17 protein-coding genes are annotated in these 19,128 nt (G+C 59.9%); 13 read left to right on the top strand and 4 right to left on the bottom strand.

Translation table 11 applies throughout. The annotated features are described in order from the left end of the window. Positions 1–4: 4 nt before the first annotated feature. Positions 5–445, bottom strand: a complete 441-nt coding sequence (locus PQG80_RS13295; RefSeq protein ID WP_271751849.1) for a GNAT family N-acetyltransferase — start codon at positions 443–445, stop codon at positions 5–7. 538 nt (positions 446–983) lie between these two features. Here PQG80_RS13295 and ilvB point away from each other — a divergent pair. The 13 genes from ilvB to PQG80_RS13230 all read left to right on the top strand — a co-directional run bounded on the left by ilvB (position 984) and on the right by PQG80_RS13230 (position 15,808). Next, positions 984–2,729 carry a biosynthetic-type acetolactate synthase large subunit gene (gene ilvB, locus PQG80_RS13290; protein ID WP_271751848.1) on the top strand — a complete coding sequence of 582 codons (1,746 nt, stop codon included), beginning with the start codon at positions 984–986 and terminating at the stop codon, positions 2,727–2,729. Beyond that, the gene (gene ilvN, locus PQG80_RS13285) at positions 2,726–3,214 is read left to right on the top strand and encodes an acetolactate synthase small subunit (protein WP_271751847.1); all 489 of its coding nucleotides are present in this window, start codon (positions 2,726–2,728) and stop codon (positions 3,212–3,214) included. The genes ilvB and ilvN overlap by 4 nt, the downstream gene beginning before the upstream one ends. A gap of 251 nt (positions 3,215–3,465) precedes the next feature. Beyond that, on the top strand, positions 3,466–4,458 hold the full coding sequence (gene ilvC, locus PQG80_RS13280; protein ID WP_271751846.1) for a ketol-acid reductoisomerase: 993 nt from the start codon (positions 3,466–3,468) through the stop codon (positions 4,456–4,458). Between the two features lie 103 nt (positions 4,459–4,561). Continuing rightward, entirely contained in the window at positions 4,562–6,118 is a 1,557-nt protein-coding gene (locus PQG80_RS13275; protein WP_271751845.1) for a 2-isopropylmalate synthase, read from the top strand. A gap of 79 nt (positions 6,119–6,197) precedes the next feature. Continuing rightward, positions 6,198–7,397 (top strand): aminotransferase-like domain-containing protein, encoded by a 1,200-nt coding sequence (locus tag PQG80_RS13270; RefSeq protein ID WP_271751844.1) that lies wholly within the window; start codon positions 6,198–6,200, stop codon positions 7,395–7,397. Positions 7,398–7,843: 446 nt separating this feature from the next. Continuing rightward, positions 7,844–9,106: a molybdopterin molybdotransferase MoeA gene (locus tag PQG80_RS13265; protein ID WP_271751843.1), complete on the top strand. Its 1,263-nt coding sequence runs from the start codon at positions 7,844–7,846 to the stop codon at positions 9,104–9,106. Continuing rightward, the gene (gene mobA, locus PQG80_RS13260) at positions 9,094–9,729 is read left to right on the top strand and encodes a molybdenum cofactor guanylyltransferase (RefSeq protein WP_271751842.1); all 636 of its coding nucleotides are present in this window, start codon (positions 9,094–9,096) and stop codon (positions 9,727–9,729) included. The genes PQG80_RS13265 and mobA overlap by 13 nt, the downstream gene beginning before the upstream one ends. Beyond that, complete coding sequence (gene mobB / locus PQG80_RS13255; RefSeq protein WP_271751841.1) at positions 9,726–10,253, top strand: molybdopterin-guanine dinucleotide biosynthesis protein B; 528 nt, start codon at positions 9,726–9,728, stop codon at positions 10,251–10,253. Before mobA ends, mobB begins: the two co-directional genes overlap by 4 nt. Before the next feature lie 130 nt (positions 10,254–10,383). After that, positions 10,384–11,463, top strand: a complete 1,080-nt coding sequence (leuB, locus tag PQG80_RS13250) for a 3-isopropylmalate dehydrogenase (protein WP_271751840.1) — start codon at positions 10,384–10,386, stop codon at positions 11,461–11,463. A gap of 182 nt (positions 11,464–11,645) precedes the next feature. Further along, positions 11,646–12,194 carry a peroxiredoxin gene (locus PQG80_RS13245; protein ID WP_271751839.1) on the top strand — a complete coding sequence of 183 codons (549 nt, stop codon included), beginning with the start codon at positions 11,646–11,648 and terminating at the stop codon, positions 12,192–12,194. A gap of 193 nt (positions 12,195–12,387) precedes the next feature. Next, positions 12,388–12,813, top strand: a complete 426-nt coding sequence (locus PQG80_RS13240; protein ID WP_271751838.1) for a hypothetical protein — start codon at positions 12,388–12,390, stop codon at positions 12,811–12,813. A 174-nt stretch (positions 12,814–12,987) separates the two neighbouring features. Further along, positions 12,988–14,367 (top strand): two-component system sensor histidine kinase NtrB, encoded by a 1,380-nt coding sequence (locus PQG80_RS13235; protein WP_271751837.1) that lies wholly within the window; start codon positions 12,988–12,990, stop codon positions 14,365–14,367. A 121-nt stretch (positions 14,368–14,488) separates the two neighbouring features. Next, positions 14,489–15,808 (top strand): MFS transporter, encoded by a 1,320-nt coding sequence (locus PQG80_RS13230; protein ID WP_271751836.1) that lies wholly within the window; start codon positions 14,489–14,491, stop codon positions 15,806–15,808. A gap of 80 nt (positions 15,809–15,888) precedes the next feature. Here the strand turns inward: PQG80_RS13230 and PQG80_RS13225 are convergent, their stop codons facing one another. From PQG80_RS13225 to PQG80_RS13215, 3 genes are all read right to left on the bottom strand, one after another. Further along, positions 15,889–15,993 carry a YjcZ family sporulation protein gene (locus PQG80_RS13225; protein ID WP_271751835.1) on the bottom strand — a complete coding sequence of 35 codons (105 nt, stop codon included), beginning with the start codon at positions 15,991–15,993 and terminating at the stop codon, positions 15,889–15,891. Positions 15,994–16,135: 142 nt separating this feature from the next. Beyond that, positions 16,136–17,683 carry an N-acetylmuramoyl-L-alanine amidase gene (locus tag PQG80_RS13220; protein ID WP_271751834.1) on the bottom strand — a complete coding sequence of 516 codons (1,548 nt, stop codon included), beginning with the start codon at positions 17,681–17,683 and terminating at the stop codon, positions 16,136–16,138. Between the two features lie 250 nt (positions 17,684–17,933). Further along, positions 17,934–19,067, bottom strand: coding sequence for an IS1595 family transposase (locus PQG80_RS13215; protein WP_271751833.1), 1,134 nt, complete (start codon positions 19,065–19,067; stop codon positions 17,934–17,936). Between the last annotated feature and the right edge of the window lie 61 nt (positions 19,068–19,128).

Genomic DNA, 19,128 nt, shown 5'->3' with positions numbered 1-19,128 from the left:
CCGCTTAAGGCTGGAGCCGCTTGAACATCTCGTAGCACTTCAGCGTTTCGTGATAGGCGACGACGTTATAGCCGAGCCGCCGGTAGAAGCGCACGCCGGCTTCGTTTCCTTCGTCCACGTACAGCATCGCGCGCAGGCACCCGCGCGCGGCCGCGTGCTGCTCGGCCCGTTTCATCAGTCGGGTGCCGTAGCCTTTGCTCTGGCGCGATCCGTCTACGGCGAGCAGATCGACGAACAGCGTCTGCTGCTGTATGATGAGATGAAGAAAAGCGCATGGCTTGCCGCCTTCCGCCGCGACGAGCGTCTCTCCCTGCGCGAGGCGCGATTCCATTTCCTTGCGCAGCTTCCGCCCTTCCGGGTGCGGGTGGGGGGAGAGGGGGATCAGCTCCCGGCGGACGATCCGGACGATCGCGCGCAGGTCTCCGTGCTTCAGCCAGCGCAACATAGCATCACCTCCCGATCCAGCCGCATAAGATACGCATAACCTGGACCATTATATGAAGAGATGCGAGCGGTCTCCTGGGCGATAATGGATTTGTCCGAGACTTTAATCCTTGTCTTGACTAACGCTTCACCGGAGCATATAATGAGTACTACATTGATTCATCTTGAACAGCGTTGAAGAGGAAGATGCGGGTGGGCACTATCGCTCAGAGAGCGTCGGGATTGCTGAGACCGATGCCGATAACCCTGTACGCAAGGTCTCCTCGGAGCTGGTCTCCCGAACGGCTGTCCGCAGCCTATTAAGGGGTCTCGGAATGGCGCACGTTATCGCGCTTGAAGTATGCACGTCCTCCGAGCGCTCGGATCGGCGGCATACTTGATGAGGCGCAGATCGCGAGATCGCGCGCGAATCCGGGTGGTACCGCGGAAGGAACAGCCTTTCGTCCCAGAACGTCTAATCGACGTTCGGACGAAGGGCTTTTTATTTTTTTGAATTACAGCACGAATAACCATAGCAAGATTCCGGAGGAGGATGAAGGATGGTCGCGAACAGTGCCACGCTGAAGTCCAAAGAAGAGTTGATTGAGAAATGGGGCAAGCAAGAGGTCATCACGGGCTCCGAGATGCTGCTGCGCAGCCTGCTGCTCGAAGGCGTCGACTGCGTCTTCGGTTATCCCGGCGGCGCCGTGCTGTATATTTACGACGCGATGTACGGCTTCGAAGACTTCAATCACCTGCTGACCCGTCATGAGCAGGGCGCGATCCACGCCGCCGACGGATATGCGCGCAGCACCGGCAAGGTCGGCGTCTGCATCGCGACGTCGGGTCCCGGCGCGACCAACCTCGTTACCGGCATCGCGACCGCGTACATGGATTCGGTGCCGCTCGTCGTCATCACGGGCAACGTCGCGACGACGCTCATCGGCACCGACGCTTTCCAGGAAGCCGACATCGTGGGCATCACGATGCCGATCACGAAGCACAGCTACCTGGTCCGCAAGGCGGAGGATCTGCCGCGCATCATTCACGAGGCGTTCCATATCGCCAATTCGGGACGCAAGGGCCCGGTGTTGATCGATATCCCGAAGGACGTGTCGAACGAAAAGACGCTGTTCAAGCCGGTCACCGAGGTCAAGCTTCGCGGCTACAATCCGACCGTGCAGCCGAACAAGCAGCAGGTCGACAAGATGCTGCGCGCGATCGAGCAGTCCGAGCGTCCGGTATTGCTGGTCGGCGGCGGCGCCGTATATTCCGGCGCCCACGAGGAAGTGCTCGCCTTCGCCGAGAAGACCGGCATCCCGGTCACGACGACGCTGCTCGGCCTCGGGGCGTTCCCGAGCGGCCACGAGCTGCACATGGGCTTCCCGGGCATGCACGGCACCTGGACGGCCAATATGGCTATCCAGGAGTCCGATCTGCTCGTCAACATCGGCGCCCGCTTCGATGACCGCGTGACGGGCAAGCTTAACGGCTTTGCGCCGAACGCGAAGATCGTGCACGTCGACATCGACCCCGCCGAGATCGGCAAAAACGTGCCGACCGACATTCCGATCGTCGGAGACGTCAAGGCGGTGCTGCAGTTGGCGGTCGCCGGCGCCAAGTACGCGGACAAGGCGGATGCCTGGCGGGCGCAGATCGCGGCCCGCAAGGCGGCGAAGCCGTTCACGTACAAAGACTCCGAAGAAGAGCTCAAGCCGCAATGGGTCGTATCGATGATTCACGAGACGACGCACGGCGACGCGATCGTTACGACGGACGTCGGCCAGCACCAGATGTGGGCGGCGCAGTACTATCCGTTCAACCAACCGCGCTCCTGGGTCACCTCCGGCGGCCTCGGCACGATGGGCTTCGGCTTTCCGTCGGCGATCGGCGCCCAGATGGGCAACCCGGACCGCACCGTCGTCTCGATCAACGGCGACGGCGGCATGCAGATGTGCTCGCAGGAGCTCGCCGTCTGCGCGATCAACAACATTCCGGTCAAGGTCGCGATCCTGAACAACCAGGTGCTCGGCATGGTCCGCCAGTGGCAGGAGCTGATCTACGACAATCGTTACAGCCACATCGACCTGGCGGGCAGCCCGGACTTCGTCAAGCTCGCGGAGGCATACGGCGTCAAGGCATTCCGCGCGTCCAACAAGGACGAAGCCCGTACGGCATGGGAAGCGGCGCTGGCGCATGACGGCCCGGCCGTAGTAGAGTTCGTCGTCCGCAAAGGCGAGAACGTCTATCCGATGGTTACGCAGGGCAGCACCATCGATCAAATGCTGATGGGGGATGACGAATGAACAACAGACATACGATCGCCATTCTCGTGAACGACCAGCCCGGCGTCCTGCAGCGGGTGTCCGGCCTTTTCGGCCGCCGCGGCTTCAATATCGAGAGCATAACCGTCGGATCGTCCGAAGAACCGGGCCTGTCCCGGATGGTCATCGTCACCAAGGGCGACGATCATACGCTGGAGCAGATCGAAAAGCAGCTTTACAAGATTATCGACGTCATCAAGGTCGTGGACATCGGCAGCAGTCCGATGGTCGCCCGGGAGCTGGGTCTCATTAAGGTCGGCGCCGATCCTTCGGTCCGGCCCGAGATCCTCGGCATCGTCGATACGTTCCGCGCGGCCGTCGTCGACATCAGCCCGAACAGCCTGATCGTCCAGGTCGTCGGCGACACCGACAAGATCGACGCCATGATCGAGCTGCTCAAGCCGTACGGCATCCGCGAACTGTCGCGGACCGGCGTCACCGCGATGTCGCGGGGCGGCGCGCGCTAGTCGAACCGCCGTACCTTCGGCATCATTTCCGTCATCCGCTATCCCCAGGAGCGGGTGTTCGAGGGGAGAACCCCTTGCCGCGTCCCGGCTTGTCCCGCCGGTCGTGCGCGCCTTGCGCGCGCTGGCCGCGCTCCCGAGAGGGGGCGGCCGCAGGACGGTCCGGCGCCGCGCACGCGGTTCTCTCTTGGGACGCCCGTTCCATGAGGGTCGCCTATACATCCCAGCTTCACATTTTAAGGAGGATCTTATCAATGGCAGTCAAGTTGTTCCACGAAAAAGACGCCGACCTCGGCGCCCTGCAAAACAAGACGATCGCAGTCATCGGTTACGGCAGCCAAGGCCATGCCCAAGCGCAAAACCTGCGCGACAGCGGCCTGCAAGTCATCATCGGCCTTCGCGAAGGCAAGTCCTCGCAAGCGGCGCGCAACGACGGATTCGAAGTATTCCCGGTCGCCGAAGCGGTATCCAAGGCCGACGTGGTACAGATCCTGATGCCTGACGAGACCCAAGCCCGCGTATATCGCGAAGAGATCGAGCCGAACCTCAAGAAGGGCGCGGCCCTGATGTTCTCCCACGGCTTCAACGTTCACTTCGGCCAGATCGTCGCACCGAAGGATGCGGACGTGCTGCTCGTCGCGCCGAAGTCGCCGGGCCACATGGTTCGCCGCACGTACGTCGAAGGCTTCGGCGTTCCCGGCCTGATCGCCATCCACCAGAACGGCACGGGCAAGGCGTTCGAGATCGGCATGGCTTATGCCAAGGGCATCGGCTGTACCCGCGCTGGCGTCATCGAGACTTCGTTCCGCGAAGAGACCGAGACCGACCTGTTCGGCGAGCAAGCCGTTCTGTGCGGCGGCGCTACGGCGCTGGTCAAAGCCGGCTTCGAGACGCTGGTCGAAGGCGGCTACGCGCCTGAAATGGCTTACTTCGAAGTTCTGCACGAACTGAAGCTGATCGTCGACATGATGTACGAAGGCGGCCTCGCTTCCATGCGCAGCTCGATCTCCAACACCGCGGAGTACGGCGACTACGTCACCGGCCCGCGCGTCGTGACCGACGAGACGAAGAAGGCGATGAAGGCGGTACTGACGGACATCCAGACCGGCAAGTTCGCGCGCGACTTCATCCTCGAGAACCAATCCGGCAACGCGTTCATGTCCGCGACCCGCCGCATCGAAGCCGAGCACCCGATCGAAGTCGTAGGCGCTCAGCTGCGCGGCATGATGCACTGGATCAAGAAGTAAGAACAAGCCCATCTATGCTATAATCGGGAGAAGGTCGGAGCACTTCGGCCTTCTCTTTCTCTCATCTGCATGATGATCGGAGGTGCGGGCCTAAGGCCACGCCATGCGCAAAATTTATATGTTCGATACGACGCTCCGCGACGGAGAGCAATCACCCGGCGTTAACCTGAATACGCAGGAGAAGGTCGAGATCGCCCTGCAGCTCGAAAAGCTCGGCATCGACCGAATCGAAGCCGGATTCCCGATCGCTTCGCCCGGCGACCTGGCCGCGGTCAATGCGGTCGCGCGCGCCGTCAAGAACGCGTCCGTCACCGGCCTTGCGCGTTCCCGCGAGAAGGACATCGACGCGGTCGTCGAAGCGCTCAAGGGCGCCCAGGATCCGCGCATCCACATCTTCCTCGCCACTTCGCCCATTCACCGCAAGCATAAGCTGCGGATGGAAAAGCACGAGGTGCTCGAGGCGGCGGAAGCCATGATCAAATACGCGAAAAAACACTTTTCCCAGGTGGAGTTCTCCGCCGAGGACGCAGGCCGCACGGAGATGGACTTCCTCGTCGAGGTGACAGCGCTTGCCGTCAAGCTGGGCGTATCCGTCGTGAACCTTCCGGACACGGTCGGTTACCTGTCGCCTTACGAATACGGCAACATCTTCAAGACGATGAAGGAGCAGGTTCCCGGCATCGAGAAGGTCCAGCTATCCGCGCATTGTCACGACGATCTGGGCTTGGCGACGGCCAACGCGCTGGCGGCGATCCAGAACGGCGCCGATCAGATCGAAGGCACCATCAACGGCATCGGCGAGCGCGCGGGCAACACGGCGCTCGAGGAAGTGGCGCTGGCGCTATACACGCGCGGGGAGTTTTTCCAGGCGACCACCGGCCTGAACTTGCAAGAGATCGCCAAGACGAGCCGCCTCGTCAGCAAGCTTACGGGCATGCCCGTGCCCGGCAACAAGGCGATCGTCGGCGCGAACGCGTTCGCGCACGAATCGGGCATCCATCAGGACGGCGTGCTGAAGGAGAAGACGACTTACGAGATCATTTCTCCCGCGACGATCGGCCTCAAGGACAGCAAGCTCGTGCTCGGCAAGCACTCCGGACGCCACGCTTTCCGCGAGAAGCTGGTCGATCTCGGCTTCGTCGGATTGTCCGAGGAGCAGGTCAACGCAGCCTTCGGCAAGTTCAAGGATCTGGCGGACCGTAAGAAGGACGTTTCCAACGAGGACATCCTGGCGCTGCTCGAAGAGAAACTCATCGAAACGCCTGAAGTCTTCGCGCTGGAGCAGCTCGTCTTGTCGTTCGACAGCCATGCCGGACCGAGCGCGACGGTCAAGCTGAAGACGCCTGCCGGCATCGTATCGCATACGGCAGAGGGCAACGGCTCCGTCGACGCCATCTACCATGCGATCAACGCCCAGACCGGCGAGGTCGTCGAGCTCGACGACTATACGATCAAGTCCGTCACGGACGGCACGGACGCCCTCGGGGAGGTCCACGTCGTGCTGAAGCAAGGCGAATACAGCGCGCAGGGCCGCGGCGTGAGCACCGATATTCTCGAAGCGAGCGCACGCGCTTACGTGGACGCGCTGAACCGTCTCGTCGAGAAGCGCCAGGAACCGCCGCGCGTGAAGCGCGACCGCGACAACGTTACTTTGATTTAAGCATCATCGACTATCCAAGGCGGAGGCCCGCCGCATCGAAGCAACGGACCGCCGTCATTTGAGAAATGGGGAACCCCGAATGAATTTTAGATACTCCTCCAGACTTGGGAGCTTCTCCTCCTCGGCAGTCCGGGAAATTCTGAAGCTGACGCAAGGGGATTCGATCATCTCCTTCGCCGGCGGGCTGCCTGCAGAAGAGCACTTCCCGGTAGCGGCGGTGTCCGAAGCTTTTCAACGCGTGATGACTCAAGGGAACAAGGCGCTGCAATACGGTCTGACCGAAGGCTACCTGCCGCTGCGCCAAGCGCTCTGCGAGCGCATGGCCCGCAAAGGCTGCGCCGTCACGCCGGACGACATGCTGCTCACGACCGGCTCGCAGCAGGCGATCGACCTGCTGACGCGCATCTACATCGATCCGGGCGATACGATTCTCGTCGAGCGTCCGACTTATTTGTCCGCGCTGCAGGTGTTCGGTTCCTACGGCGCGCAGACCGTGTCCGTGGACGGGGACAGCGACGGTCTCGATCTGGCCGATCTGGAAGCCAAGCTGCAGAAGTACAAGCCGAAGATGCTGTACGTCATTCCGACGTTCTCCAATCCGACCGGCAAGGCCTGGAGCCTGGAACGACGCAAGGCTGTGCTCGAGCTGTGCCAGCGTACGGACACGCTCATTCTCGAGGACGACCCATACGGCGAATTGAAGTTCGGCGACGCGTCGTTGACGTATCCGTCGATCTTCTCGCTCGCGCCGTCCGTCGAGGGATCCTGCGTCGTGTATACGAGCACGTTCTCGAAAACGGTCGCGCCGGGTCTGCGTACGGGATGGGTCATGGCCGACGCCGAGGTCATCCGCAACATGGCGCGCGCCAAGCAAGCGGCGGACCTGCAGTCCAGCACGCTGGACCAGCAGACGCTCTACCAGCTGCTGACGCATTACGATCTGGACGCGCATATCGAATTCGTCCGCCGCGAGTACGAAGCCCGCATGCACAATATGGTCGGCTTGCTTGCGCAGGAAGCGTGGCCGGGCGTCCAGTGGGAAGTGCCGAAGGGCGGCATGTTCATCTGGATCGAGTTCCCGGAGACGGTGAACACGGCCGAGCTGCTTAAGACCGCAGTCGAACATGGCGTCGCGTTCGTGCCGGGCGTCTCCTTCTATGCCGAGCAGCCGGAGGCGAACAAGGCGCGCTTTAACTTCTCGTATACGGACGAAGAACGTTCCAAGGAAGGCATTGCCCGCCTGTCTAAGGCGTTGGCGCACGCAGGCGTCGGCGTTTGATTTAAACGCAGCAGCAGGCAGCGCGAGTCATTAGCAACCGCGCCGAACGGTCGAAGTGTCGACCAGCGGCGCGGTTTTTCCTTTTTCGCCGCTTATTCCACTATCCCATCGCATCAGCTGGAGGCAGAACGAGACCTGGAGCCGAGGTAAAGGCTGAGAAGGTTCGCACAGGTGGAACTAACGGCCAACTGCAGAAGGTAGCAAGGCGCTGTATTATCGTCGGGGACGAAAGTGGTACAATGGTTCACAGGCGTTCATGGACGATGAACTACTACGAAACCGTCATCTGAGCCGATGGGATAATGGCATGACTGGTGGGAGTAGAACTTCTTCTGAGCCGATGGGATAGTGGAATGAATCCCGCAAACATATGTGGCTTAATAGTTTGTTATAAAATGTAATTAATACATATTTTTATTAGTTGTGGAGCGAAGGAGCAATCTGCAATGAGCGGACGTCGGGAAGCGATGTCTCTGGAAGAGGCGCAGCGTCGCATCGGGTCTTGGGCCGTACCATTAGAGGCGGTAGAGATTCCGTTGGAAGAAGCGGTCGGCCTGAGGTTGGCGGAGGCGGTGCGGACGGATATGCCCATTCCGGCGTTCGTACGCGCGGGCATGGATGGGTACGCGGTAAGGGCGTCGGACCTGGTGGCCGCGTCGCCGCATCGCCCGGTCCTACTGGCCGTCTCGAATCCGCAGGCGGCGGGAAAGGGTGCGGGCCGCATCGGGCAAGGCGAGACGATGCGGGTAGGCACGGGCGGCCCGCTGCCGGAAGGCGCGGATACGGTCGTGATGCAGGAGGCGGTAGCGCTGCGATCGGACGACGGCGGCAGGCAGCTGGCCGAGTTCCTGCGCACGGAGACGCCGGGCAGGCACGTGACGGCAGCTGGCGCCGAAGCGCAAGCAGGCAGCGTTCTTCTGGAGGGGGGGACGCCCATCGGACCCGGACAATCCGCGCTGCTGGCCTCGCTCGGCATCGCCATGCCCCGCGTGTACCGCAGGCCTCGGGTCGCCGTGATTACTGCGGGCGACGATGTCGTGCCGATTGATGCGCAGCCGGATGTCGGTCAGGTCCGCAACGGCAACCTGCCGATGCTCCGGGCGCTTGTGGAGGCGGCCGGCGGGCTGGTCGTCCGGACGACGCATGTGCGCGACGAACCGGCGCAAGCGAAGGAAGCGCTGGAAAGCGGCCTGCGCGAGGCGGACATGGTCATCGTATCCGGCGGAATCTCGGTCGGCGACTCGGACGTGATGGGCGGCTTGTTCAGAGAAGCCGGCTCCGGCCTATTGTTTTCAAAGCTGGCGATCCGGCCGGGGAGCGCCTCCAGCGCCATGGTGCTGTCCGGCAAGCTATTGATCGGGCTGTCCGGCAATCCTGGCGCCTGCTTCGCCGGGTTCGAGCTGCTGGCGCGGCCGGCGATCGAGCGGCTGGGCGGCGGGAGCGGCTTGCTCCGTTGGCATCGGGCACGATTGGCCGAGGGAGGCATCAAGAACAGCGCTTTTCCCCGTTTTATGCGCGGCGTCGCTTGGATCGAGGACGGCATGCTGACCGCACGTCCCTGCGAGGAGAACAGCTCCTCCGGGCTGATCTCGATCGGGGAAGCCAATGCGCTCCTCGCGATCCGCCCGTCCGGCGGAGAAACCGCGGCGGGCGTAATGATCGACGTGCGGCTTCTTTCCGGCTGGGAGGACCGCGTATGGCAAGCATGAACGAGGCGATCGGACAGGCGGATACGCGCATTCCAGGCTGTCATGCCATCGTATTGGCAGGCGGGGCCGGCAGGCGGATGGGGATGCGCAAGGAACTGCTGGATGCCGAAGGCGAGCCGCTGCTCCTGCGGATCTGCCGCCGCTTATCGGAGGTTGCGGAGCAAGTGACGGTCGTCACGGACCGCAAGCGAGCATACGATTTTCTGCCGCGCCAAGTTCGCCTGACAACCGACAAGGTCCCGGACTTCGGCCCGGTCGCAGGAATCTGCGCAGGCATGTCCGAGTCACGTCTGCCGCTCCATTTAGTCGTCGCATGCGATTATCCGTTCGCGGGGCCAGACTTGTGGCGAGCGTTGGCGGAAAAACTCGAGCTTCATCCGGAGGCCGATGCCGTCCTGCCGGAGGCAGGCGGCAAGCTTCATCCGTTATGCGCCTTGTACCGCGGAAGCATCGTCGAGTCTTGGAGAGCCGCGCTCGCGGCCGGGAATAAGCGGGTGATGGCGGCGACGGCGGAGATGCGAATCATTCGCTGGAGCGCGGATACGGCGGACGCCAACCTATTGCTTATGAACATGAATACGCCGGAGGATTACCGGATGGCCAAGGAGCGTTGGAGCCAATGAGCGCGCTGCCGCCCATCATTCAGATCGTTGGATACGCCGACAGCGGCAAGACGACGTTGCTCTGCGCGCTGGTCCGGCGCTGGTCGGCCCAAGGCTTGCGGATCGCCACGCTGAAGCATCACGCGCACAAGCAGGCGGAGACTTCGGCCTTGGACGCGCCGGCGCTCGATCTGCCGGACAAGGATACTTGGCTCCATATCCAGGCCGGAGCGACCGGGACGGGGGCTTCCTCGGGCGCGGTCTCAGCCGTATGGACGCCGGGAGAGGCTTCGCTCGAGGAATTGGCGAAGCGGTTGCCGCCTGCCGATCTCATCCTGGCGGAAGGCTTCAAGCGGGCGCCCTATGCCAAGTGGGTGCTGCTTCGGGATCCCCGGGACGCTGCGCTGCTGGAAGAGTTAAACCGCGTGATCGGCGTTTCCGCGGCGTTTCCCTTTTCCCATCCGACGCTTCCAGTCGCGGATCGGAACGACATCGAGCGGATCGCGGAGCTGGCGCTGGCCGCCGTCAGAGTTGATGAAGTTTGATGCATCTATGAGCTCATAGGACCAAACTATAAATGACATAGTTTTTATGTTTTGGACGAGACCCGCGATATATGCTACAACTAATCATAGCAATCGGAATGGAACCTAAGTCGGGAGTGAACTTAAGAACATGGCAGAAGTAAAGAAGATAGCGGTCATCGCAGGCGACGGCATCGGCCCGGAAGTCGTCGGGGAAGCGATTAAGGTACTTAAGAAGACGGAAGAGCTGTTCGGTTACAAGTTCGAGCTTGAGCACGGCCTGTTCGGCGGCATCGCCATCGATGAAAAGGGCACCCCGCTGCCGCAGGAGACGCTCGACATCTGCCAGCGCGCGGATGCCGTGCTGCTCGGCGCCGTCGGCGGTCCGAAGTGGGACAACAACGTCAAGGAGCTGCGCCCCGAGACGGGACTGCTCGGCATCCGCAAGGCGCTGGGCCTGTTCTCGAACATCCGTCCGGCCGTCGTTTTCGACTGCCTGAAGGACGCCTCCACGCTGAAGCCCGAAGTTCTCGAAGGCACGGACCTGATCGTCGTCCGCGAGCTCACCGGCGGCATTTACTTCGGCGAGAAGTTCCGCCGCGAGGGCGCCGGCGGACAAGAAGCGGTCGATACTTGCGTGTATAACGTGCAAGAGATCGAGCGCATCGTGCGCCAAGGCTTCGAGATCGCGCAGAAGCGCCGCAAGAAGCTCGCTTCCGTCGACAAGGCGAACGTCCTCGAGACGAGCCGCCTGTGGCGCGAGACGGTGAACAAGATCGCATCGGAGTACCCGGACGTCGAGCTCGAGCACGTCCTCGTCGACAATTGCGCCATGCAGCTGCTGCGCCGCCCGTCCAGCTTCGACGTCATCGTGACGGAGAACATGTTCGGCGACATCCTGAGCGACGAGGCCGCCATGCTGACCGGCTCGATCGGCATGCTGTCGTCCGCCTCGCTCGGCGAAGGCAGCTTCGGCCTGTACGAGCCGGTTCACGGCTCGGCGCCTGATATCGCGGGCCAAGGCATCTCCAACCCGATCGCGACGATCCTTTCCGTAGCGCTGATGTTCCAGCTGACGTTCGGCTATGCCGAAGCGGCAGAGGTCATCGAGCGCGCCGTCAAGCAAGTGCTTGACGCAGGTCACCGCACGGGTGACATCGCCGTCGACAAGAGCAAGGCAATCGGCACGACCGCGATGGGCGATCTGATCGTCGCCGCGATGGTACGCTAATCGCCGCATTACCCCTTCCGAGCGGCCGGGCCGGATAGCGAACAAACGATCATACACCATCAGTTTAGAATTATTTTAATCAAGTAATGACTACAGCTTGATTTTGATTCTCACTCTATGATACTATCGTTTATAGCAAATAAGCCCGGCTTTGCAGTCGGAATTACAGGAGGTAATTGTCAATGGCAGAGCGTTTGGTCGGCCGCGAGGCCCCTCATTTCAACCTGGAGACGGTAACCGGTGACGGCAAGGAATTCGGCAGAGCGTCCCTTACCGATTACAAGGGCAAATGGCTCGTATTCTTCTTCTATCCGCTGGACTTCACCTTCGTGTGCCCGACGGAGATCGTCGCGCTGTCCGAAGCGTACGATCAATTCAAGGCGTTGAACACCGAAGTCCTCGGCGTCAGCGTGGATAGCGTCCACAGCCACAAGGCTTGGATCAACACGCCGAAAAACGACAACGGCCTGGGTCAGCTGAACTTCCCGCTGGCTGCCGACATCACCAAGCAAGCGGCGCGCGATTACGGCGTACTGATCGAGGAAGAGGGCATCGCGCTGCGCGGCCTGTTCATCATCGATCCGGACGGCGTGCTCAAGTATCAAGTCGTTAACCACAACGACGTTGGCCGCAGCGTAGAAGAGACGCTCCGCGTCCTCCAAGCGCTTCAATCCGGCGGGCTGTGCCCGATCAACTGGAAGCCGGGCGACAAGAACCTGGTCGCTAACTAATCGAATATCGTTCAGCCAAAGGCGCATGCTCCCGCATGCGCCTTTGGCTATCCTTCAGATGGCAGAGAGATCCGTTAGACGGCAGCCCTTTTATTGTCTTTGGGTCAGGCGGCAGGAATTTGCGGTTTTGAAGGAGAATATAGTGTTAAATCATACGGCAATGCCATACGCGTCCATAGAGGAGGGGAAGTCGATGTCATTCTGTTGCGGAGCCAGCATGATCGGCACGAAGGGAACGCTGAAGCACTACCGTACGCGGATTCACAACGTGCCGATCCTATTCTGCCCGGTATGCCACCGGGTCGAGGTGCACTATCTGGTCGAGAACGAATACGAGATCCTGGCCGACTACGCGCACGGCGACGGCGCGTCCGAGGTTGACTTCCAGGACTACGTGGACGAGTCCGAGAAGGACCTGCACGAAAACTCGGTTAACAACGAGGAGGAGGATCCGCTCCTCATGGTGCAGAACCAGATCGATATGGGACTAGACCTGCTCACCTTCGCCAAAAAGATCGGCGACGAAGAGTGGGAACGGCAGCTTAAACGCAGGCTTGGCGTATTAAGCCAGCGCCGGCACAAACTCCGCCTCAAGCGGACGACCGGCGGGGCAATATAGATATACAGCAGGGGCAGACAAGAACGCCGCTGTCGGATATGCGACTTTTTGCTTAGGCCGCATTCCCGACAGAGGCGTTTTTCGCGATTTCTTTCGACATCTTCTCCGATTGACAGCTTTCCCATTCCTTTACTATGATGGATTTACGCAAGGTCGAGCCTGGAGGAAAACGGCATGGAGAAATGGAGAACGCGATATTTCCCAGCACTCGCGGAGTATGTGCTGCACGAAGACGCGAGGGAAGAATACGATCTGAGCGAATTGCTCGACCAGCTGATCGGCGTCCCCGCGGAGTATATCTTCGAGCATCACGAGGAAAACGTTCGACTGCTCGTATCGCACGCCGACAGCGAGGACAGGCTGGCGCTCATGCACCGCAGCCTGCTGTTTCTCCATGAGATTCTGGGCAGCCGTCCCTTTTCCGAGGCGGCTGCCGCCAAGGAAGAGCAGCTGCCGGAGGAATGGAGAGAAGCCGCCGCTAAGGCCGTGCCGCTCCAGGAGGAGAGGCCGAGCCGCTTCGAGACCGTGCTGCAGCATCTCGACAGCGGGATCGCATTGTTCGAGCCGGGCGGGACGCTCTGTTTTCTGAACGTGCCGATGGCTCGGCTGCTTCAGGTGCCCAGACGCATGCTGATCGGACAGAGTCTCCGCCAATTATTGTTTCACCCCAGCTTGAGCCGTTCGCTGCGGCTTATTTTTATACGCATGTACAGGCAGTTGAAGTACGACCGCAGAGCGCAGGGAGAATTTCAGGACGGCAACCGGCATCTTTTGATCAGCATCTCGCAGATCGAGGAGCTGGACGGCGATATTCTGGTGAGCATTAAGGACGTCTCGGAGCACAAGCAGATCGAGCAGAGCGCTTTTCAGAACGACAAGCTGGCCATGCTGGGCAAGATCGCGGCCGCGATCGCCCACGAGATCCGCAATCCGCTCACGAGCATCCGGGGGTTCATTCAGCTCCTGAAGCCCTATCTGGAATCGATCGGCAAGCAAGAATACGCGCGAATCATCTTGTCGGAGATCGACAGGGCGAACGACATTATTTACGAGTTTTTGAACTCGTCCAAGCCGTCCGCGCCGATGACCCAGACCGTGCTCGTGGGTCTCCTGTTGAAGGAAACGATCCTGCTCACCGAGAGCGAGGCGCATATGCAGGGCGTGGAGCTCACCTGCGAGATCTTCGATCCGTTCCTGATGATCTCGATCGACGTGAAGCAGATCAAGCAAGTGATATTGAACATCGTGAAGAATGCTTTGGATGCGGTTGCAGACGTAGCGGACAAGCGCAGACCGATCATCCGGCTGTCGGCGAGAAAGGAACGGGGATGCGCAGTCATCAGCATCGCGGATAACGGCAAGGGCATGGATCGCGAGACGCTCAGCAGGCTGTTCGATCCGTTCTTCACGACGAAGTCCGAGGGGACGGGGCTCGGATTGTCCGTGAGCTACCGGATCGTCCGCAACCATGGCGGGACGGTCCATGTCGACAGCCGGTTGGGCGAAGGAACGGAGTTCATGATTTATTTGCCTTCGGTGGGGGAAAGGGAGTAGAATCGGGTTGAACGAACGCGCGCTCCGCGACGGTTACGTCGCGGAGCTTTTTATGGCGCCTTGAGCCGATGAGGAAGGCGACGCGGTCATACGAATCGATACCACCATGGGGGAACTGCCGATGGCCAAGCGCACACGGATCGCCGGCCTGGACGTACAGCGCATGCTGCGAAGCCGCATCAACGATTCAGAAACAAGACGGGGGTTGCGGGCTTCCTTAATGGAAGGCATCCCGGCCATGATCATCGCCAATCTGCTCGGCGGGCCGCTGCAGACGGCGTATTTGCTGTATCTGGGATTCCAATCCGAGCAGATCGGACTGATCGCGGCAATCCCGTCGCTGACGCTGCTGGCACAGATCTTCATGGCGTTCGCGATGGAGCGTTGGAGAGACCGCCGCAAAGTTACGACCATACTCGGCGTAGGCCACCGGACGCTGTGGGTCGGGACGGGCCTGGTTCCGCTCCTATCTCCGGAAGCGGCTTGGGCGCCCTTATACATCCTCGTATTCCTCTTCTCCTTCACGCTCGCGCAGGCGAGCGGGGTCATCTGGACGTCTCTTATGGCAGACATCGTGCCGCCTGCCGTGCGGGGGCGTTACTTTGGTATTCGCAACACCATACACTGGGCGGTCGCCAGCCTGACGCTGCTGCTCGGCGGACAGCTGATGGAATGGCTGCCCGGCGGGCGCGGCTTTACGGTTCTGTTCGCCGTCTGCGCGCTGTGCATCGTATGGAACGGCATCGAGCTATCCCGATACGCGAATCCGCCTTTCGAGAGCGAGGGCGGCGGATTGTCCGCCAAGCTCATGCTTAAGCCCTTTCGCGATCGGCCGTTCGTCTCGGCGGCAGTCTTTATCACCCTGTTTATATTGATACAGAATATCGTCGTGCCGCTGTTCGCCTACGCGATGCTGAATTTGCTGAATTTGAGCTATAGCAGCGTTACCCTAATCACGATGGTGCAGAATATCGTCATGATGATCAGCTACATTTTCTGGGGCAATCTGAACGCGCGTTATGCCGCCCGCAAGCTGCTGACTTGGACGTTTCCCGTCATCGCGCTTGCCTGCATCGTCTGGCTGGGCATGTCCGCGCTGCCGATCCTGCTGGTATTGGGGCTCTCTCACGTCCTGCTCGGCATCGGCCTCGGCGGCTACAATCTGCTCGTCTTCAACTTCCTGATCGGCGATACGCCGAAGGGCGACAGACCGATCTATATCGCCGTATTCTCGGCGCTGACCGGCATCGCCGGCTTCATCGGACCGAATATCGGCGGCTGGCTGTTCAAGGCGGCCGGCGACGCACCGAAGTGGCTGCAGGACTACGGCATCGTTGGCTTCACCGGCGTTGCGCTGCTCGTGCCTGCCGTCGCGGTCGCGCCGTTCGTATTCAAGAGCGCGAGCCGCGCGCGTACCAAGACGCGCAGTATCGCGGGATGAAGCGGGCATGCAAAAAAAAAAGCCCGCCGCGCATGGGGCGCGGCGGGAAAGCAGGGGGGCAGTGCTAGAGGTCAGAGCTCTTAGTACAGGCCAATGCCCGCACGCAGAATGATCACGAGAAGAATGAAGAGGACGAGGGCGAACGCTGCTCCACCGCCGTAACCTGCACCAGCTACTCCGCTCATTTGCTACACCTCCGCGTTTTGGATTGTGGTGACTTCCACACCCTTAATATATGTGCCAGGACGGATTCGGACTGTCCATTCGCCTATTTTCGCGAGAAAAAGCGAGCGTTAGCCGCTTGGTTCCTGCTCGACGAATCGTAGCTTAACGACTGAAATACTCTTTAAGGCCATCTACAATCGCCTGTGCGACGCGGTTCTGGAAGCTGTCGCTAAACAGGATCGATTCTTCCGTTGCATTGGATAAGAATCCGACTTCGAGCAGCGTAGCGGGCATGGCCGACTCGCGAAGCACCTTGTAGCTCGCGTACTTGACCTTGCGGTCAGTGAACCCAGTAGCGCCGAGCACATGCTTGTGCATAATGTTGGCTAGCGTCTTGCCGCCCCCTGCATAGTAGTAGGTCTCTGTTCCTCTTACGGTCGGTTTGCCCGGTGCAATATTGGCATGGATCGACACGAATGCGTCGGCACCCGCAACGTTAGCGATCGTAGCCCGGTCCGACAGCGGAATGAACGTATCGTCCCGGCGGGTGAGTACGACCTCGAAGGCCGATTCTTTCTTCAGCAGCTTCTCCACTTTAAGCGCGAGCGACAAGTTAAAGCTTTTCTCCTGCTTCTTGGTAGCGCCTATGCCGCCCGGATCCCCGTCGCCGTGTCCGGGATCGATGACGATGATCTTTTTGCCGTTGCCGGGCTTAACGGGAGGCGGCGTCGGCGTCGCATTCGGATTAAGATCGATGACATACACATTGGATTCGACGTCCGCTTCCTGATAAGCGGAAAATGGCTTGTCCCTGTTCAGTTCTACCGTAATCGTGATGGTCTGTGCTGCAGTGTCTGTTACCTCGTATTTTACCAGGGTCGCATCCGCGCTGTCCGCGATCGCGAACGCGCCGGACTGGGTAACGGTATCGAATGCCTGTAACGTGGCAAAAGCCGGATCAAATGAAGTCTTCGGCAATTCGACGATGAGGCGTGCGGGATCCGCAGCCGTGTATGCTTTCGGAATCATGCTGCCGCTGAACGCGATCGCCAGTCTATTGTCGCTCCACCCGATGCCTTTAATCTGTCCCCCCGAAGAAGGAGACGGCGATGGAGAAGGGGTCGGAGTCGTCCCCGGCGAGGGAGAAGGCGTCGGAGTTGTCCCCGGCGTTGGCGTTGGCGTAGGTGTCGGCGTAGCGGATGGCGACGGAGACGGGGTCGGCGAAGTTCCGGGCGTCGCCGATGGCGATGGCGTATACGGCGGCTCCGAAGGTTGAGACGACGCCAAGGTTACGATTTTCTTTGCGTTGTCCCAGCCGACTTCAAGTCCGGCTGCCTCTCCGATGAAGCGAAGTGGTACTAGCGTGGTGCCGGACCTGTTCACGGGAGCGGCATTCAGCTTCATCCCGGTACCGCCGACGCTGGCGGTCGTCCGACCGATCGTCAGCTCGATATCGCCGCTGCCCGATAAGATCTTGACTTGGGCTTGCTTCTGATTCCAAGTGACCAGCAAAGCCAGGTTCTCGGCAATTACGCGGATGGGAACCATGACGCTGCCTTTAATGATCTCGACCTTGTCTTTTTTCTGGAGTGACAGCGCTTGTCCGTCCAGTATGATGGTTGCCCCGGAGGTCTGGGCGCTGGCTTGTCCGGCGAACGAAAAACAGAAAAAGAGAGCTGCGAGCATGACTAAGAAGCCGAACTGTTTCAATTCTCCACCTCATCCATGATGTTCTATTTCATTTAGGTTAAGACGCCGCCTCCCTGTAAAAGGTTTCGCAAGATAATGAAATCGGGTCCAAAGTACGACTTCTCGCGACGTATATCTCTTTTTTCAAATCCATTCCACTATCCCATCGGTTCAGATGCCGGCAGAATCGCAACATGCGAAGCAACAGAAGCAGTGTAAGAGGCGGAGAAAGCGAATTGAAAATAGAACAGCGAAAATGAGGCTGAGAGTGCTAAGCTCCCCATCTGCGCAAATGGAATCCTTTCCACCGCGCTCTGCTGCCGAAATAAACCCAGGGAACGACGAGCACGGGCTTCGTTCTGGTGAGTTCATCGTACTGAAGCGCCCTCGTGACCGCGCATTGGCGTAGAATCGCATCCAGCGAAGAAAGCTCCTGCAACTGTTTGTTCAAGCGGAAGGAAAACTCATGCAAATACGCTTGTAAATGCTTGGCGCCTATGCCGTTGAAAGTAAAATTCAGCCATGAAGTTACGGACTTTGTAATCGGGAAGACGGCAGGATGCAGCTTGCCGAATTGTCCAGAGACGGGGTCGGCCAGCGGGTCGGCGTGTTCCTGAACGAAGGCATGGTAACCCGACGCCCGAACTCTCCGGTGGTCGGCATCGACATGCTCGGGATCGGGTTGGCGAAGCACGATGCGCGTAGGGCATTCCTGCTCGTCCAGCGTAGCTCCGATCAATAGCGGCTGCCGGGCATCCGGATAAAGCGGGTTGCCATAATAGAAGCTATTCAGCCGAAAATGACCATTCAAGGACTCTGATTCCTCAGAAGACTGCAGGGCGAATCGAATCTTGTGGGCGATATGCCAAGCGGTCTTGTAAGTGACCATGAGAACGTCGGACAGTCGAAGCGCGCTAATGCCGTCCGGTTGCGAGAGCAGATACATGGCTTGGAACCAGAGCGGCAGCGGCGTGCGGCTGCCTTCCATAATGGTACCTGAGATGATAGAGGTCTGGCGGCGGCATGCCGAGCATTGATAGAGCGGAAGCCGGCGGGTCCGGATGAGCGAAAATTGTGTGCAGTCGCAGAGGGGGCAACGGAATCCGCGGGGCCATCGAAGGGGAAAAAGCGCGCGGGAGCATGCTTCATCCGAATAAAAGCGTCTGCAAAATTGCTCGAAATTATCGGAATCCACTGGCATCGGCGCACCCCTGAGGTTCTTTTTTTTACCATTATATCGAACATACGTTCTTGTTTCAAGAGAAAATAGCGCGGCATTCCAAGCTGATTCGATGGGATAGTGGAATGAAAAATAAAAAAGGAGAGTTGCATAAGCGGGTGTAAGAATCTGGAAAGAGATTAATAGGCAGGCTAAATCCTTCGATTCCTCAGGTGTCCCCCGCATCCCCGCCCGCGGATAATAGAGGAAACCAGCTTGAGAATGACGGGCCGGCCTACGTGCCGGA

It is taken from the genome of Cohnella rhizoplanae (assembly GCF_948329515.1).
Taxonomy (GTDB): Bacteria; Bacillota; Bacilli; order Paenibacillales; family Paenibacillaceae; genus Cohnella; species Cohnella rhizoplanae.
This window is presented reverse-complemented; position numbering and strand designations above follow the sequence as displayed.

Bases quoted from the DNA above. Each gene is read 5' to 3' on its own strand.
- PQG80_RS13295 (WP_271751849.1), bottom strand. From the start codon at position 445: ATGTTGCGCTGGCTGAAGCACGGAGACCTGCGCGCGATCGTCCGGATC.
- ilvB (WP_271751848.1), top strand. From the start codon at position 984: ATGGTCGCGAACAGTGCCACGCTGAAGTCCAAAGAAGAGTTGATTGAG.
- ilvN (WP_271751847.1), top strand. From the start codon at position 2,726: ATGAACAACAGACATACGATCGCCATTCTCGTGAACGACCAGCCCGGC.
- ilvC (WP_271751846.1), top strand. From the start codon at position 3,466: ATGGCAGTCAAGTTGTTCCACGAAAAAGACGCCGACCTCGGCGCCCTG.
- PQG80_RS13275 (WP_271751845.1), top strand. From the start codon at position 4,562: ATGCGCAAAATTTATATGTTCGATACGACGCTCCGCGACGGAGAGCAA.
- PQG80_RS13270 (WP_271751844.1), top strand. From the start codon at position 6,198: ATGAATTTTAGATACTCCTCCAGACTTGGGAGCTTCTCCTCCTCGGCA.
- PQG80_RS13265 (WP_271751843.1), top strand. From the start codon at position 7,844: ATGAGCGGACGTCGGGAAGCGATGTCTCTGGAAGAGGCGCAGCGTCGC.
- mobA (WP_271751842.1), top strand. From the start codon at position 9,094: ATGGCAAGCATGAACGAGGCGATCGGACAGGCGGATACGCGCATTCCA.
- mobB (WP_271751841.1), top strand. From the start codon at position 9,726: ATGAGCGCGCTGCCGCCCATCATTCAGATCGTTGGATACGCCGACAGC.
- leuB (WP_271751840.1), top strand. From the start codon at position 10,384: ATGGCAGAAGTAAAGAAGATAGCGGTCATCGCAGGCGACGGCATCGGC.
- PQG80_RS13245 (WP_271751839.1), top strand. From the start codon at position 11,646: ATGGCAGAGCGTTTGGTCGGCCGCGAGGCCCCTCATTTCAACCTGGAG.
- PQG80_RS13240 (WP_271751838.1), top strand. From the start codon at position 12,388: ATGTCATTCTGTTGCGGAGCCAGCATGATCGGCACGAAGGGAACGCTG.
- PQG80_RS13235 (WP_271751837.1), top strand. From the start codon at position 12,988: ATGGAGAAATGGAGAACGCGATATTTCCCAGCACTCGCGGAGTATGTG.
- PQG80_RS13230 (WP_271751836.1), top strand. From the start codon at position 14,489: ATGGCCAAGCGCACACGGATCGCCGGCCTGGACGTACAGCGCATGCTG.
- PQG80_RS13225 (WP_271751835.1), bottom strand. From the start codon at position 15,993: ATGAGCGGAGTAGCTGGTGCAGGTTACGGCGGTGGAGCAGCGTTCGCC.
- PQG80_RS13215 (WP_271751833.1), bottom strand. From the start codon at position 19,067: ATGCGGGGGACACCTGAGGAATCGAAGGATTTAGCCTGCCTATTAATC.